Origin of the sequence: Pseudoalteromonas sp. NC201 (assembly GCF_002850255.1) — a bacterium.
Lineage (GTDB): Bacteria > Pseudomonadota > Gammaproteobacteria > Enterobacterales > Alteromonadaceae > Pseudoalteromonas.
The window spans coordinates 547,753-564,304 of sequence record NZ_CP022522.1 but is presented as its reverse complement, the minus strand read 5'-3'; the positions used below and the strand labels follow the sequence as shown (position 1 = coordinate 564,304).

The following is a 16,552-nucleotide window of genomic DNA, read 5'->3' as shown; positions in this document are numbered from 1 at the left end:
GAGCTCTTAAAGCTTTTGAAGATGCGCCGAGAAAATCGGCTCCTACCAAAAGTAGAGCTGAGTAGGAGCAAGTTTACCTTGCGATCTCTTAAAGCTTTTGAAGATGCGCCGAGAAAATCGGCTCCTACCAAAGGTAGACCTGTGTAGGAGCAAGTTTACCTTGCGAGCTCTTAAAACTTTTGAAGATGCGCCGTGAAAGCCGGCGCTTATTAAGTGATTAAAGTGCTGAGCGCTGTCTTAACACTTCAAATAAACAAACACCGGTCGCAACCGATACATTTAAGCTAGACACGCTACCTACCATCGGGATCTTAACCAGCTCATCGCAATGCTCTCGAGTTAAACGGCGCATGCCATCGCCTTCGGCGCCCATTACAATGGCCATAGGCCCAGTCAGGTTTGCATCAAAAACAGCTGTATCGGTTTCACCTGCCGTACCCACAACCCACACACCGGCTTCTTTAATATCACGCAACGTGCGAGCAAGATTGGTTACTTGGATAAGCGGAACCGTTTCTGCAGCGCCACACGCTACTTTTCTTGCAGTGCCGTTTAGCTTTGCAGACTTATCCTTTGGTACGATAACACCATGTACACCTGCTGCATCAGCACTACGCAGACATGCACCTAAGTTATGAGGATCCGTTACCCCATCAAGCACCAAGAAAAATGGTGTGGTTTCTCTTTGAATGATCTCATCAAGATCTTTTTCATTGTATCCGCGCGCCGCTTTAACATTGGCAATAATGCCCTGATGTTGCTCACCATTCGCTTTGTTATCAAGCGCTTTACGCTGCATAAACTGCACTGAAATACCAAACTTACGGGCATCGTTTACGACTTGATTTAAACGCTGATCTTCACGTCCCTTTAGTGCATAAATTTCTAAAAAGCGCTCCGGCGCGTTATTCAAAATGGCTTCGATTGAATGAAAGCCAAAAATTAATTCGTTACTCACGTTAAAGCTCCCGCTTTATAATCTATTGCGCTTTTTTGCTACGATTTCTTTCGTTTTTACCTGGGCGCTTTGCTTTGCCCTTTGCCGCTTTGGCTTTTTTACTCGTCGATTTTTTCTTCGACTTCAGCGTGCCTGCCTTTTTCGCCTGTTTGAGCTCACCCTTAGGGGTCGTTCTTTTGCGCTTTTTGGCTTTGTCATCGCCTTTATTATCTTTATCGCGACCAGACGTTTCACCGTCACGGCGCTTAGTTCCCGGGATTTTACCCGTTTTTAGCTGCTCACGAACACTACTTGCTGTGCTTTTTGGCGATTTTCGACGCCTTGCATACCTGTCTTGCTGACCTTCTTCAGCCAAAGCTAAGTTGATACGACGATCGTCCAAGCTAACTGAAGCAACCACAACAGTAAGTTTATCGCCGAGTCTAAACACTGTGCGACTATGCTCGCCAATCAAACATTGCTTTGCACCATCAAAGTGGAAGTACTCATGCCCTAAATTGCTAACATGGATCATCCCGTCAATCTGTAGATCGTCCAACCTCACAAATAATCCAAAGTTGGTGACTGATGAGATCACACCGGTAAATTCATCGCCAACATGATCTTGCATAAATTCACATTTAAGCCAATCAGCAACTTCTCGAGTAGCGTCATCAGCGCGGCGCTCTGTCATCGAACACTGCTCACCCAGTTGTTTCACTTCATCTTCATTGTAGATGTAAGCGCCACTCACGGGCTGTTGTTGCTGCTGTAAAATGCCTTTGATTGCGCGGTGTACCACCAGATCCGGATAACGGCGAATTGGTGAGGTAAAGTGTGCATAGGCTTTTAATGCCAAACCAAAGTGGCCAATATTTTCAGGCTGATATACTGCTTGCTTCATTGAGCGCAGTAACATGGTCTGGATCAATTCTTTTTCAGGGCGATCTCCCAATGACTCAAGCGCTTGGGTCAACTCCTCTGGCGACGGATCGTTAGGTAATTGACTTTCGATACCCAAGTCTTGCAAGAATTGTCTAAACTGGCTCAATCTTTCAGGGTCTGGCTCATCATGAACACGGTACAAGCTATGGGCTTCATGTTTTTCCAACAGCTTTGCTGCTGACACATTAGCCAAGATCATGCACTCTTCAATCAGCTTGTGGGCGTCGTTACGAACCACAGGCACGATAGAATCAATTTTTCGATGGGCATTAAATACAAAGCGCGTTTCTAGGGTTTCAAACTCAATCGCGCCACGCTCCTGCCTTGCAGCCTTCAGCGCCATATACATGTTATGGAGCTCAGTTAGATGAGGCACAAGAGGCTGATAATCCGCTCTGAGCTTTTCGTCACCTTGTAAAATCGCATGGACTTTGGTGTAAGTAAGACGAGCATGAGAGTTCATCACGGCTTCGTAAAAACGGTAGCCAGACAAACGACCCGCTTCGGACACGGTCATTTCCGCAACCATACATAAACGGTCTACCTTAGGATTCAATGAACATAGACCGTTCGATAGCACCTTAGGTAGCATTGGCACAACTTGCTCAGGAAAATACACTGAGTTACCACGCTCAATCGCTTCTTTGTCAAGCGCAGTGCCTTTGCCGACATAATGAGATACATCCGCAATAGCAACCCATAAACGCCAACCTCCTGACTTTTTACGCTCGCAATATACGGCGTCATCAAAGTCACGTGCGTCTTCACCGTCAATGGTCACTAACGGTAAGTCGCGCAGGTCGACACGGCCTTGTTTGGCAGACTCTTCTACAAACTCACCAAGATTTGCAACTTGTGCTTCTACTTCACTTGGCCACTCATGAGGAATGTCATGATTGCGAAGTGCCACTTCAATTTCCATACCCGGTGCCATATGATCGCCGAGCACCTCAAGTACTTTACCCATTGCATTCATTTGTTTGCTAGGGCTTTGAGTGATCTCTACCTGCACCATTTGATTATGGCGAGCACCATTTTCTTGGCCAGGTACGATGATGATATCTTGAGTAATGCGAGGATCTTCTGGCACCACGACTGCCATGCCAAACTCAACAAAATAACGACCGACGACTGGCGCACGCTCTTTTTCAAGTACCCGCACAATGCGCGCTTCCACCTTACCACCTGAGCCTCGGCTGCCAGCCTTTGCTAACACCCAATCGCCATGTAGCACGCGCTCCATTTGATACTTAGTGATAAACCAATCTTTGGGCTCGCCTTCGACTTCTAAAAAGCCAAAGCCGTCACGGTGTCCAACAACGCGGCCTTTGACTAGACCATCATCACTTGGAATGGTGTAACACTTAAATTTATTGAAGTGCAGTTGACCGTCTCGCTCCATTGCGCGCAAGCGGCGTTTAAGCGCAATTTGACGCTCTTCGTCTTGCACTTTTAAATCGTTACACAATTGAGAGAAAGAAGGTGGTTTGGCCGCGCTTTTAATGTGTTCTAAGATAAATTCGCGACTAGGTACTGGATTGTCGTATTTTTGCTGTTCTCTATCGAGATAGGGATCCTGTTTTGGCATTACTGTCTTGTTAAATAAGCTATGCTGTTATTTTAACCCAAAATAGCCTAATGACCTAGGCCAAGATCGATGAATCTTTTTATGCAGATAGATTAACCACTGAATTTGATGTCGATTCCAACGTTGCAATTTGGGCGTGAAGCTCTAATAAACGCTCAACTGAGCGTCTAGCAACCATAGCAAGACCGTCCCAATCGACTTGCTCTTCAGAGTAACTCAGCTGTACTGTTGCTGCTTGAACAAGCTCTGCAAAATTCACCATGCCGAGCTCTAGAGCTTCATTTTCAATGTAGGCTAGTTTATCAATGGCTAAATCTGTTACATTTAACTCTGTGAGTCCTTTAATTTGCGCAATCTCATATTCAAACCTGTCTGCTAAATACATTAACTTCGTTGCCAACACGCCTGAACTTTCACGGTTTGCGAGATCCATAAATCTTGATTGATCAATCAAAGTCTTACATTCCAAGCGAGATGTTGTTTTTACAGTCGCACATTCCAGTGCCGCATATAAACGGCTTGGCATGATAGGCTTAGTTAAACAGTCCTGCATGCCAGCTCGGAGGCATTGTCTTTTCAATTCAGGATCGCCATCACCCGTTAACGCTATCACCTTAACGCTGGAGGTAAAGCCAATTTCGTTGAAGCCCTCTTTAAACCACTCAAGACCATTTCCATCTGGCAGTCGCATGTCTAACAAAATAATATCGAAGTTGTGTTCTAATAGTGCGACTTCCGCTTCTGCAAGGCACTTAGCAATAGAAAACTCGCTCACCATATCGTTTAAATAAGTGCTGATCACATCAATATTCATGAGGTTATCTTCAACAACAAGCACATTGAGTGCTAGCTTCTCTGTATTAAACTCTGTGCTCTGTAACGGTGAATCACTACACTGGCAATCTAACTCAAAGCTAAACACAGTGCCATTGCCAAGCTTGCTGTCGACGTTAAGCTCAGAGTCTAGCCCTTGCAGCAGTTGCTTGCATAACGCCAACCCAAATCCTGAACTTTGCGAGATGGATTGTTCAGTATTTAATGTGACAAAGGGCTCGAAGATCTTTTCCATTTGTACTTCAGTCAGTCCTTTGCCCGTATCCTTAATTGCAAAACGAATAGTTTGCTTATCCTCAGCGCGACTTGTGCCTTCAAGGATCAGCGTAATAATGCCTTTATCTGTGTACTTAATCGCGTTCGAAAGCAGATTTCTGAGTACCAAAGACAATGTATCTTGCTCGACGACATGAACGTCCTGTGGATACAGACCTTTAACCTCGACCCTCAAACTCAACCCTTTAGCCAATGCCAGCGGCTGTAAAAGGCGAACTAACTCTTGCGAAAGACTATAAAGCGAGACAGGCACGCGATTTTGCGCGGCATATTCCCCTTTCGCTTGCAATAATACTTGATTGGCTAAGTCTGACATCGACATCGCGGCGTGGACGATAACATCGCATAGTTGAGCATGGCGATTGGGCTCACGCGGCACTTTTTTAAGTGATTCTGCGTGACCAACAATAGCGTTTAGTGGTGTTCTCAGTTCATGACTTAATAACGTTAAAAACTGTCCTTTTACTTGCGCTGACTGCTCAGCAGCAGTTTTTAACAGGCATAGTTCTTTTTCACGACGGCTGCTACATAACAGGCATAAAGAAAAACACAACAGCAGCGGCATCGTACTCACTGAAACTGCAAAAAACTGGTTAACCCAATTTGCCGAAACCAGGCTATCTGTCACCGAGTAGCCGCCAAGCATGACCACTCTAAAAGTAAACACGGCCAATAAGCTCAAGCACGATAGGCCAAACGCCCAATGTGCCGCACTAAACTGTTGTGATAATAATTTATGGCCTTTATTTAACGCTCGCAGGCAGTAAATCATCGCCATCGCCCAGACTAGGTAGTTGATCCCGACACGAGCTATAAAATTAAAATCCACGTACAAAAAGTAAGTAAAACTGGGAATACCCAATGCGGCTAATACATACCAAGGCATGTAATTGCTTTTCACACTAAAAAACGCATCAACACCACGAGCCAGATAAAAAAGTCCCAATGCGATAGTAAGATTGGGAATAAAAATTGAGAACGTAATGGGAAGTGTATAGGCGGCCAACAGGCCACACCCAATTGCGGTAAGCGCAATGAAAACAAGCCAATCTCGAGTGCCTGGTAGGCCTTTATTAATAAACCAGTTTACGGCCATAAAAACTGTACAAACCACAGTCGTTATTGCGGTAACTTGAATAAGTAATTTAGGATCCATCATTACACTCAAAATTAATACATTATTATTACTTGGCGGATGGTGCAGTATATTACCGCACTGCATTATTTTGAAGTATTAACTGGATATATGCTATTACACCGAGTTACAGCCATCCTTTTTGCTTAGCAATTCTTGCTGCATCTACTCGATTTGTCGCATGTAATTTCGCGATAGCGTCGGATAAATAATTCCTTACCGTTCCCTCGCTCAAAAATAGCTGTCCTGCGATTTCAGCAGTTTTTAGTCCTTCACTGGCCAAACGCAACGCTTTTCGCTCTTTATCAGTAAGCGGGTCAGCATCCTCCAAAGCGTACAGAGCAAGCTCTGGGTCAATAACCTTATATCCGTTCATTACCTTTTTCAGCGTTGATAGCAAGTACTCACTTGGTGCTTCTTTTAATACAAAGCCATTTACCCCTAAAGTGATCGCGCGACGAATATAACCCGCCTTAGAAAAGGTCGTCATGATAACTACTTTTGTGTCTGGCATTTTTTGTTGTAAGTGCTGAGCAAGCTCAAGCCCAGTGACTTGTGGCATTTCAATATCCGTTAGCACGATATCAGGCGTTAACTTTGCTAACTTTTCCTTTGCAACTTGACCGTTTTCAGCCTCGCCAACCACCTCAATCTCTCTATCTAAGCTCAATAATGCCGCAATAGCTCCTCTTACTAATGCTTGATCTTCAACAATAAAAACTTTGATCATCCTGCTTCCCCTAGTACCGCCTTAAAGTATCCGCCCTGTTCGGTGTTATAAAATAATTGGCCACCACATTCTTTCAATCGGGTACGGATCCCCATTAAACCATTTCCTTCTTTTATGGACTTTATAGAGCCATTATCTTTAATTTCTACAAAGACATTATTGTCAGTTTGTCGTAGTGTGAAGCAAACCTTATCTGCGTCGCTGTGACGAATAATGTTGGTGCATATCTCTTTAGCAAAAAAGCACAAACAGGCTTCGCTTACTTTATCTAAAGTGACCGCCTGCAATTCTAGCGTTACGGCAATGCCCTTATCTTTTAGCCTCGATGCCAAAATGTGCAGCTGAGCATCAAGCGCTAGCTGATGGTAGCCGGTGACGGCTTGGCGCACTTCGCTTAGTGCTTCTCTCGCTAAGTCTGCAACCTGCTGCGCTTCTGATTGCGCTTGCTCTAATGCATTTGCAGCTGCAAATTTACTCGCCAGCTCTGCTTTTAATGCTATCGAGCTGAGTGAATGACCAAGTAAATCATGTAGGTCGCGCGCAATACGCTCACGCTCAGCCACGGCGCCTAGCCGCTTAATCTCTTCTTCACTTTGCCTCTGCAATTCTTGATGTACTCGCTCTCGGTGTGACATCCAACCAAAAATAAAGAGTCCACATGCCACACACAGTGCAGGCATCAAGAAATAAACCGTTTGCTGGGTCGCGATAAATTTAGCCGTTAGCAATACCAGCACTATGATGACCAGCATCGCAATGATTTTATAACGAGGCAGAAAATTAAAACCGCAGAAAAAAGCAATAAAGCCAAATAATGAACTCGTCCCGGTCGTCACCCAACTACCTGCGACACAAAGCCCTGCCATCACTACTAAATTCATCACCAACGCATTGCCCGTTTTTGTAATACTCTGCCAATAGAGCAAGACAAAACTAAGGTACACAACAACTTGCAACGCAATATTAACTGCGCTCAATTGCGCCCAGCTAAATATTAACGGGAAAAAGTAAAAGGTTGAAAATATAAGGGGTCCGGCATTCCAAAATGAGCGCCGTTTCTCTACTAGGGTAAATTCTGTGGTAATGGACACAAGCTTCTCTGGTTCACTCTTTTTATTATTATTTACGTTTAAGCGCAGAATGTTGAGTGACAAGTGTCAACAATCTTGTCATCTCAAAGCGATTAAATGATAGACTGCTAAAAAACAGTTCTAATATTCGATATGCGCCCACAACAATCCGCTTTGCTCTCGCTTCATAGTGCCGTTTTATTATTTGGTGGAACAGCATTATTTTCAAAATTAATTTCACTCTCAGCATTGGATATCACCGTTTACCGTACCGCCGTTGCTTTCGTTGTGCTACTACTGTTACTCAAAATACAACGGCAGCCGATAAAATTAATACACAAAAAAGATTATCTAACGGCTTTAGTTCTCGGTGTCATCGTGGGACTTCATTGGGTGACTTACTTTGCAGGCATGCAAATGGCGGGAATTGCAGTTGGGATCATTGCCTTTTTCACCTACCCCGTTATCACCGTTTTTTTAGAGCCGCTCTTCACTCGCAACCGTGTACAGCTAAAAGATTTTATCAGTGCGAGCGCGGTGCTATTTGGTATCTATCTGTTAGTACCAGAAGCGAACCTTGGCAACCAAGTTACCTTAGGGATTATTACGGGCGTATTCTCGGGCGCACTCTTTGCGCTACGCAACTTGCTCCAAAAGCGCTTCTTTTCTCACTATAGCGGCCCACACACGATGCTTTATCAAACGCTTGTTGCATGCCTCATGCTGTTAGCATTTGTGGAAGTGCCAATTCAGCAAGTTTCCACAGAAAACCTCTGGTTAATCTTGCTTGCAGGAGCAATATTTACAGCAATTCCACACGCCTTGTTTGCCTCTAGCCTACGTTATTTATCTGCCACCACTGCAGGGTTAATTTCTTGTTTACAACCATTGTATGGAACGCTATTAGCTTATATTCTGTTACACGAGACGTTGACACTTACAACATTACTTGGCGGGTTGTTGGTAGTTAGTGCAGCCTGTTTTGAAACTTGGTCTATTACAAGGAAAAAAGCATGATTCAAGTCTTAGCGCACCGTGGAGCCAGTGGCAGCTATCCGGAAAACACACTTGCTGCAATAGAAGCAGCTCTCCATATTGGCGTTGATGGTATTGAGTTGGATGTGCAAAGTTGCGCGGATGATTACGCCATTATCCACGACACTTGGCTAGACAGGACCACCAATGGCGTGGGTAGAGTTAATGAACAAACTCAAGCCTACCTTGCCACGCTTGATGCCGGTAAAGGACAATCAATTCCAACCTTGCAGCAAGTGTTTGCCACCATCGGCAAACAGACAGATATCAATTTAGAACTGAAGCATACCTTTGGCCTAGATAAATTCGTTACCTATATTGAAGATCATATCCAGCAAGGCGTGATCACCAGAGAGCAGCTACTCATCTCCTCTTTTGACCATCATCAACTATTGTGGCTAAAGCAAAAATTACCTTGGGTAAGAATTGGCGCGTTAACCGCTTCGATCCCAATTCATTATGCGCAATTTGCCGAATCGCTCCATGCCTACAGCATTCATATGGACAAAAACTTTATTAATCATGAATATGTGTTGGACGCAAAATCTCGCGGATTAAAGGTATTTGCTTATACGGTCGATAAACAACAAGACATAGATATGATGCTAAATTTCGGGGTGGATGGTATTTTCACTAACTTTCCATGCCAAACCAAAATGTATTTACAGGGCATTGGCGCTTACGCCACCCCAATTGAGTAACTGCTTGATCGCTTTAGCATTGTTATTCCATTTAGCTCATCTATACTGAGACAAATAAAGTGGCACAATGATGAGCCCAATATGAGTTTATATATGCGCATTTATAATTTTTTAGAAGAGACGTTTTTCTTTACCCTAACACGCAAAATTATTGGCAATTTAGGTTTTTTACTTCTCTTTCAAGCAATTAGTTTATTTTGGCTGTATTCGGAGCTATCCCAATCTGGCGCGAATATGGGGCTGTTTTGGCTGATCACTATTGTGATTATTGCTGCGTTTGCATTTACCGTCTTTTATATGCGCTTTTTAATCGTGCGACCTGTACAAGCGATGAAAGAGTCACTGGAACGTGTTAACCGCCAAGACGGTAACCTAGATGCAAAGCTGCCACAATTCACTTATGACGAATTTAGAGATTTAAGCGAGCAGTACAACGCCTTTACCACCCACCTTAGTGTCCTTTTGGAAAGAACATATGAAAGTGCCGCTGCGGCAACACAAAGCAACCGCGATATCACCAATTCCATGCAAAGTACCGCAAAGTATGGACAGCAGCAGCTGAGCCAAGGTGACACAATTATTGCAGCTTCCGATCAGGTCAGCCACAGTTTACAAAGTATTGTGCACAATACCGATCAGGTTTATCAGGCCAATACCGAAAGCTTGCATTTTGTTCGCGGTTCATCACAGTCGTTAACTAAGCTTGTCGCTGAAGTAAAACAAATCACCACGCTACTAGGTAACTTTTCATCGACGGTTTCAGGCCTAAAAGAAAATAGTGAGAATATTCGCAACATTCTAAAAATGGTTGAAGAGTTTTCCGACCAAACCAACTTGCTTGCGCTCAATGCGGCAATTGAAGCAGCTCGAGCAGGTGAAGCCGGGCGTGGCTTTGCAGTGGTTGCCGATGAAGTTCGTGCGCTGTCGGTCAAGGTCAATGCGGCCACCCGCCAGATCAGCGATTTTATCAATCAAATGAACGTGCTTGTCGGTGAAACCAATCAAGAATCAGAGCAATTGATTTCTCATTCAAGCTCAGCAGAGAAAGCCATCAGTGATACCTCTCAAGGCTTTATTTCGATGAGTGATGACTTTGAACGCAATCAAGCACAATTAGAAGAAATCGTTAGTGCGGTACACCAACTTGAAGAAACACAAAAACATACCCATCAAGCAGTGCAACAAATTGTCGAACTGGGTCAGCAGTCTAAATCACAAATTGATGGCGCGTTAGCTGAATGCCAAAGTGCCCAAAAGCTCACAGAAACCACTCAAAAAGAGCTTACTCGTTTTGTTTCGCGGCGCTAAGCTCGCGAAACATCAAATGTGAGCACTTCGCTTATGCTAGCTTTGTTTAGCGCCAGCATGACTAGCCTATCTACTCCCAGTGCAACGCCAGCACAATCGGGGATGCCTGCGTCAAGTGCAGCCAATAACCGCTCATCGGCCGGCACAGGATGCAATCCCATCTCAGCTCTGAGTTGGTTATCTTGCTCAAAACGCGCTCTTTGCTCTACCGCATCCGTCAATTCATTAAATCCGTTAGCCAGTTCCATGTTGCGATAATAGAGCTCAAAACGCCCTGCAACGCGATTGTCTTTCGGGTTAAGTTTTGCCAGCGCCGCTTGCGATGCCGGAAAGTGATAAACAAAACAAGGTTTCTGCTGACCTATTTTAGGCTCAATTTCCATGCAAAATAGCAATTGCAGTAAAGTATCTGGATTGTTCTCGATAGCTGCAATATCACCATAACCATATTTGTTGGCGTGCGCTTTTAATTCCGTCAGCGACACGCTTAAGGGGTCAAATCCAAGGTATGTCTCAAAGGCTTGTTGGTAAGTCATCGAATCACTAGCAGGACAGTCCAATAACATCTGCATCAACTCATCGATTTCCGCCATTAAGTCAAATTCGTCAAAGCCCGGACGATACCACTCTAACATCGTAAATTCTGGATTGTGATGACGTCCTGACTCTTCATTACGAAAAGCCTTACATAATTGAAAAATCGCACCACTGCCGGCGGCAAGTAGTCTTTTCATCGCATACTCAGGTGACGTTTGTAAAAATAAAGGCAAACCTTGGCTGTGATTTGGGCCAACAAATCGAGTATGGAAAGTATCTAAGTGAGGATCGGTCACTGAGGCTTGAGAAAGGCTCGGTGTGTCGACTTCCATCACGTCACGAGCCGCAAAAAAGTGCCGTATCTTCGCTAAAATTGCAGCCCTTTGCCTAAGCGTGTCTATCGTTGCACTCGGCTGCCAATTGTTCACCGTCATTGTTTACTCCAAAAAAATCCCAGCAACATGCTGGGATTTATAAAACATCGTAAATTGCTTTACGCTATTATTTTACGCGGCTTACGTATTCGCCACTACGCGTATCAACTTTGATCACTTCACCAATTTGAACGAACAAAGGAACACGAACAACAGCACCTGTGCTTAGGGTTGCAGGCTTACCACCAGTACCCGCAGTGTCGCCTTTCAGGCCTGGATCGGTTTCAGTGATCTCAAGTTCAACAAAGTTAGGAGGTGTTACTGCGATTGGATTACCATTCCACAGTGTGATAGTACAAACGTCATTTTCAACCAGCCATTTTACGCTATCACCCACTGCTTTTTCATCAGCTGCGATCTGCTCAAATGTTTCGTTGTTCATGAAATGCCAGAACTCACCGTCAGTGTATAAATACGCTAGATCAGTATCCATTACGTCTGCGCCTTCCACTGAGTCGCCAGACTTAAAGGTTTTCTCTAGTACTTTACCTGAGATAAGCTTACGGATTTTAACGCGGTTAAACGCTTGTCCTTTACCAGGCTTGACCATTTCATTTTCTAAGATAGAACAAGGCTCGCCGTCCATCATAATTTTTAGGCCGCCCTTGAACTCGTTGGTGCTATAATTCGCCATCGTATCCTCTAATCTACGTATATTCGAGTAATTAACCTGCTAATGATACAAATAAATGAAGTAAATTTGCAGACTAACTGGCAAAAAGAATTAGCAAATGTTGTCACTGACCCACAAGAGCTACTCAACATCTTGGGGTTGCATGACCAATTTGATGCACGAGACTTTGCAGCTAAGCGCTTGTTTCCTATGCGAGTACCTCGCCCATTTATCGCTAAAATGCGCCACGGAGATCGTCATGATCCCTTGCTTTTACAAGTGTTACCTGTACATCAGGAATATTTAACTGAAGCGGGATTTAGTAAAGATCCACTCGAAGAACAAGACGCACCTGTACCTGGTTTGTTACATAAGTACCGTTCTAGGGTATTACTCATGCTCAAAACCGGTTGTGCGGTCAACTGCCGCTACTGTTTTCGACGCCACTTCCCCTATCAGGATAATCAGGTCAACAAACGCACCTTAGAGCCTGTATTTGATTATTTGCGCGCCCATCATGAAATCAATGAGGTGATCTTAAGTGGCGGTGATCCGCTGATGGCCAAAGATGACATGATAGCTTGGGTGCTAAAACAATTAGAGGCTATACCACAAATCAAACGTTTACGTATTCACAGCCGCTTACCGGTAGTGATCCCAGCGAGAGTAACCGAGGAATTGTGCCAACGTTTAGCAAACAGTCATTTAAAGGTGATTTTGGTAAATCACATTAATCATGCAAATGAAATCGATGATACTTTTAAAGCGGCAATGCAAAAACTTAAACAAGCCAATGTGACCTTGCTAAACCAAGCAGTGCTACTTAAAGGAATTAATAACGATGTTGCGGCTCAGGCCCAATTGAGTGAAGCCCTATTCGATGCAGATATACTGCCTTATTATTTGCATTTACTCGATAAGGTAGAAGGCGCTAGTCATTTTGATGTAGAAGAGCGTGAAGCCAAGGCGATAATGGCTGAACTTTTAGAAGTGCTACCGGGATTCTTGGTGCCTAAATTGGTGCGAGAAATAGGTGGTCAGCCAAGTAAAACGCCGATTGACTTAAATTTACTAGACTAAAATAGCAAAAAATCGGTGCTAATGACCCTAGCACCGATTGCTTTGCACATATCTATCGGACATGCCGAAGACAACGTGCCATCAGACATAAGCTTACGCGTATGTATTGATGTTGTTGCCTAGCGTTGCTGTCACTGATTTAGCTGGCGTTTGTGCTGCTGCACTGCTGCCCGCAGATTCAATTAAAGCAAGTGCGGCTTGTCCATCTGCTTGCTGTTGCTTCTTTGCCAATGCAGCGCTGTACACTTCACCACTTTGGCTCGCTCCAGACATAGCAGGTAGGTTACTTCCGGAAATATTCATAAGTGATTACCTGACTTTTTGATGGATCAGATTGGTTATCGGCGTATAAATTTAAACCTTTAGGATAAATTACGAGATAAATTTCCAATTCCTTTGTACTACTTATAAAAGGGTAGATTTACACCTGACATTTGTAAATGAAACCCTTAAAATAAGCCCTTTTAATAGGGCGATTAGGACTGACCATGCAAGCCGTTATCGAAAAACTCAATGAAAATCTCAAGATCATATACCGCCAAGCACTAGATGCGGATAAAAAACTCGATGAATTGCAGCAGCAAGGTCACGGTAAGTTTAAAGCACTATTTACAGAAGAAGCGGGGTTTACGTTTGAAGCCAAGCGCTTTAAACCTTATGTTTTGGATGTTGCAGCCGACGTTGAAGGTCTATCGACGACTGAAGAAATTGACGAGCAAAAACTTGCACTTGTTGTGAAAAAGCTACAGAGCCTATTACAACTACTCGCTACCTTTAAATAATTTATCAATTCAGGTTCTGTTGTTTGGGGCCTCTGTAATGTACAAGGAATGAAATCATGTTTACATACCCGACTTGGGTTGGCTTTGATTTAGACGGTACTTTAGTAAGTACCGCTGAAGATATCGCCTACGCTTTAAACACGACATTAAACCATTACTATTTGCCGGATATTGAACTTGCCCTTGTTAAAACTTGGATTGGCAATGGTACAACTAAGCTGACTGAACGTGCGTTAGACTTCCATAACAATACCAATATTGACAGAGCCGAAGCGACTCGTTTGCTTGAAACCATTTACGATGACTGTGTTACACGCTCATCCAGTTTATTCTCTAATGCAAAAGCTACACTGCAGAGTTTACATCAGCAAAGAATTAAACTCGCTTTAGTCACCAACAAGAATACTTCACATACTCATAAGTTATTAGAGCACTTAGAAATTAAAGCTATGTTTGACACAATTGTGTGTGCTGACACTTTGAAAAAGAAAAAGCCAGATCCACTGCCTTTATACATCTCTGTAAATAATATGAATTGCGAAGTACAAGATGGGTTTTATGTCGGTGACTCCATCAACGATGTGACAACTGCACGAAATGCAGGTTGTAAAGTTGTTACCGTTGACTATGGCTATAATCATGGCAATCCAATTTCACAAAGTGAGCCTGACGCCATTATCAGTGATTTATCGGAAGTATTAGCACTATTCAATTAGTAATCTTAGATAAAAAAGCTCACATCCATGTGAGCTATGAGAAAGTAAATACATTACTATAGAATATGAACCCGTTTTAGATGACGATTTAAGCCGCTTCCTTCAAAGCGACTGCGTCCATGTAATAAAGCTAGATTATCCACAAACACAAACTCGCCTTTCCTCCAACTATGTTTATAAAAGTAGTTCGACGAGTAAAGTAACGAGTTCATTTCTTTCAAAAAGACGTCACTTTGATAAGTATCAAAACCTATCACCTGTGCCTCAACTGGATTCACTGCCATATTATCTTTATTGAAAGGTTCAATATAACGCATGCGAGGCTTGCCTGTCTTAGGGTGACGGCTTATTAAAGGAACTTCAATCACCCCTCCATAGTGGGCTTTCTTTTCCGTTTCATAACGGATCCGAATTTGCTTCCATTGCTCAATGGTATCGTTCGGTAGACTTTCTAGTAACCGTGTTGTATTCAAAAATGTAGTCTCTCCACCACCGGAGCTGGAACTACTCTGCAAGCATTGAAAGAAGTTAAACCTTGGCTCTTCTGAGGCGAATGCTCCGTCCCAGTGCAGCTCTACCTTACCCTCACTGAAAATATGATTTTGCGGTTGCTCTTGTATTTTTAAATCAAGTACATAACCGAAGTCCCACTGTAAAAGCGGACCGATCTCTTTAGCTACTAACTCCATATCAGTATCATTGAGGGGCTCAAATCCTTTGAGCACAACCAGTCCTTGAGAAAATATTTCATCGATCAATGACGCAATATTAAGACGCTCAACTCGTTGACAAGCCATAGAAGTTGCATCAATGACAACTCCAACGCTATCCAAGGCTTTAATTGTATCCATCACTCCGCTCCTCGATGAATACGCTCAAAATGGCTTGCACGGCCTTCGTTAAACACCAATACACAACCTAACTTCTCAGCTTGTTCACGCGGCATGAGTTGATAACTTGTATTATCTTTCACCAATACTGAATGCCATGGCGTTGTCCAGACATCAGTTTGTGAAACTAAAGAAATACCAATTTTTTCAGACACTAAGTATTGAGGGTGAATTGATAGGCGTAACGCTTCAGGTAAGTGATCTTTCAACAATCGACTCCATGCATTACTCCTTTGGATCACTCGGTAGGCAGCTGTTTTAGCAACTTTTTGCAACGCTGTGCGGCTATAATCCGAAAACTTTTCAATGCCAGAGAAATCCTCCAACATAAAGCGTGTTATGCCTTTATACATCGTGGACGCTTCTTTTTCATTTTTCACTCGTTGACGTAAGTCTGACAAGCTCTCTCCGTAGCGGATCATCAGCTCTTCACGAAGTACAGTAAAGTCATCAACTTTGTCAAATACATCTTCTAAATTAAAGAATTCAAAATAGTTAGGGTAATGACGAGCCGCGTATTGGCGTAGCGTATTTACATACTGACTGACATGTGAATCCGTGACATGAATGATATCGGCAAAAACACGACCATCAGAACAAATTGTTACTTTTGCACCTGGTTCATAAATAGATTCAATCTGTTTACAGAGATTGACTAAGCGTTCAAATGCATAGAACTCCCCTTTATCAGGCAAGAAACCCAGTGTTTTCGTTCTATTTGGTGACTTTGCAGGGAAAGCTGGCAATACCATATTAATAGGTTCGTTATTTGCGATGAATTGCTCGACTCTCTCCACATGCCCCGCGATCTGCTCAGTGAATGGTGCGTTATCTTCTATAGGTAACAAACGGCGTTGCTCAAAAATTAGTGAAATAATATCTTCTGCTAACGACTGTATTTGACAATCCTGGATGCGGTGTTTAATAGCTAAATTTTCCAT

16 protein-coding genes are annotated in these 16,552 nt (G+C 43.3%); 6 read left to right on the top strand and 10 right to left on the bottom strand.

What is annotated here, in order from left to right:
* Positions 1-217: 217 nt before the first annotated feature.
* The 5 genes from rlmB to PNC201_RS02410 all read right to left on the bottom strand — a co-directional run bounded on the left by rlmB (position 218) and on the right by PNC201_RS02410 (position 7,422).
* Positions 218-958, bottom strand: coding sequence for a 23S rRNA (guanosine(2251)-2'-O)-methyltransferase RlmB (gene rlmB / locus PNC201_RS02430; RefSeq protein ID WP_102056057.1), 741 nt, complete (start codon positions 956-958; stop codon positions 218-220).
* A gap of 22 nt (positions 959-980) precedes the next feature.
* Positions 981-3,470, bottom strand: coding sequence for a ribonuclease R (gene rnr, locus PNC201_RS02425; RefSeq protein WP_102056056.1), 2,490 nt, complete (start codon positions 3,468-3,470; stop codon positions 981-983).
* 79 nt (positions 3,471-3,549) lie between these two features.
* Entirely contained in the window at positions 3,550-5,739 is a 2,190-nt protein-coding gene (locus PNC201_RS02420; RefSeq protein ID WP_233525201.1) for an ATP-binding protein, read from the bottom strand.
* Between the two features lie 103 nt (positions 5,740-5,842).
* Positions 5,843-6,445 carry a response regulator transcription factor gene (locus PNC201_RS02415; protein WP_010605828.1) on the bottom strand — a complete coding sequence of 201 codons (603 nt, stop codon included), beginning with the start codon at positions 6,443-6,445 and terminating at the stop codon, positions 5,843-5,845.
* Positions 6,442-7,422 carry a sensor histidine kinase gene (locus tag PNC201_RS02410; RefSeq protein WP_227387510.1) on the bottom strand — a complete coding sequence of 327 codons (981 nt, stop codon included), beginning with the start codon at positions 7,420-7,422 and terminating at the stop codon, positions 6,442-6,444. Before PNC201_RS02410 ends, PNC201_RS02415 begins: the two co-directional genes overlap by 4 nt.
* 246 nt (positions 7,423-7,668) lie before the next feature.
* Between PNC201_RS02410 and PNC201_RS02405 the strand changes: the two genes are divergently transcribed.
* The 3 genes from PNC201_RS02405 (at position 7,669) to PNC201_RS02395 (ending at position 10,559) form a co-directional block, all read left to right on the top strand.
* Complete coding sequence (locus PNC201_RS02405) at positions 7,669-8,532, top strand: DMT family transporter (RefSeq protein ID WP_010605830.1); 864 nt, start codon at positions 7,669-7,671, stop codon at positions 8,530-8,532.
* A complete protein-coding gene (locus tag PNC201_RS02400) occupies positions 8,529-9,251 on the top strand; it encodes a glycerophosphodiester phosphodiesterase (RefSeq protein WP_102056053.1) in 723 nt (240 codons plus the stop codon). The genes PNC201_RS02405 and PNC201_RS02400 overlap by 4 nt, the downstream gene beginning before the upstream one ends.
* Positions 9,252-9,344: 93 nt before the next feature.
* On the top strand, positions 9,345-10,559 hold the full coding sequence (locus PNC201_RS02395) for a methyl-accepting chemotaxis protein (RefSeq protein ID WP_102056052.1): 1,215 nt from the start codon (positions 9,345-9,347) through the stop codon (positions 10,557-10,559).
* Here the strand turns inward: PNC201_RS02395 and epmA are convergent.
* Positions 10,556-11,530, bottom strand: coding sequence for an elongation factor P--(R)-beta-lysine ligase (gene epmA / locus PNC201_RS02390; RefSeq protein WP_102056051.1), 975 nt, complete (start codon positions 11,528-11,530; stop codon positions 10,556-10,558). The genes PNC201_RS02395 and epmA overlap by 4 nt on opposite strands.
* 67 nt (positions 11,531-11,597) lie before the next feature.
* Positions 11,598-12,164, bottom strand: a complete 567-nt coding sequence (efp, locus tag PNC201_RS02385) for an elongation factor P (RefSeq protein ID WP_010605834.1) — start codon at positions 12,162-12,164, stop codon at positions 11,598-11,600.
* 42 nt (positions 12,165-12,206) lie between these two features.
* On the opposite strand from efp, the gene epmB reads away from it, so the two are divergent.
* A complete protein-coding gene (gene epmB, locus PNC201_RS02380) occupies positions 12,207-13,223 on the top strand; it encodes an EF-P beta-lysylation protein EpmB (RefSeq protein ID WP_102056050.1) in 1,017 nt (338 codons plus the stop codon).
* Between the two features lie 93 nt (positions 13,224-13,316).
* Here epmB and PNC201_RS02375 read toward each other — a convergent pair whose 3' ends face one another.
* Positions 13,317-13,526, bottom strand: coding sequence for a hypothetical protein (locus PNC201_RS02375; protein WP_010605836.1), 210 nt, complete (start codon positions 13,524-13,526; stop codon positions 13,317-13,319).
* A gap of 185 nt (positions 13,527-13,711) precedes the next feature.
* Between PNC201_RS02375 and PNC201_RS02370 the strand changes: the two genes are divergently transcribed.
* Both PNC201_RS02370 and gph read left to right on the top strand, forming a co-directional pair.
* A complete protein-coding gene (locus PNC201_RS02370) occupies positions 13,712-14,005 on the top strand; it encodes a hypothetical protein (protein WP_010605837.1) in 294 nt (97 codons plus the stop codon).
* A 56-nt stretch (positions 14,006-14,061) separates the two neighbouring features.
* A complete protein-coding gene (gene gph, locus PNC201_RS02365) occupies positions 14,062-14,721 on the top strand; it encodes a phosphoglycolate phosphatase (RefSeq protein WP_102056049.1) in 660 nt (219 codons plus the stop codon).
* A 56-nt stretch (positions 14,722-14,777) separates the two neighbouring features.
* Here gph and PNC201_RS02360 read toward each other — a convergent pair whose 3' ends face one another.
* Both PNC201_RS02360 and PNC201_RS02355 read right to left on the bottom strand, forming a co-directional pair.
* Complete coding sequence (locus tag PNC201_RS02360) at positions 14,778-15,572, bottom strand: TauD/TfdA family dioxygenase (RefSeq protein WP_010605839.1); 795 nt, start codon at positions 15,570-15,572, stop codon at positions 14,778-14,780.
* Entirely contained in the window at positions 15,572-16,552 is a 981-nt protein-coding gene (locus tag PNC201_RS02355; protein WP_010605840.1) for an L-tyrosine/L-tryptophan isonitrile synthase family protein, read from the bottom strand. Before PNC201_RS02355 ends, PNC201_RS02360 begins: the two co-directional genes overlap by 1 nt.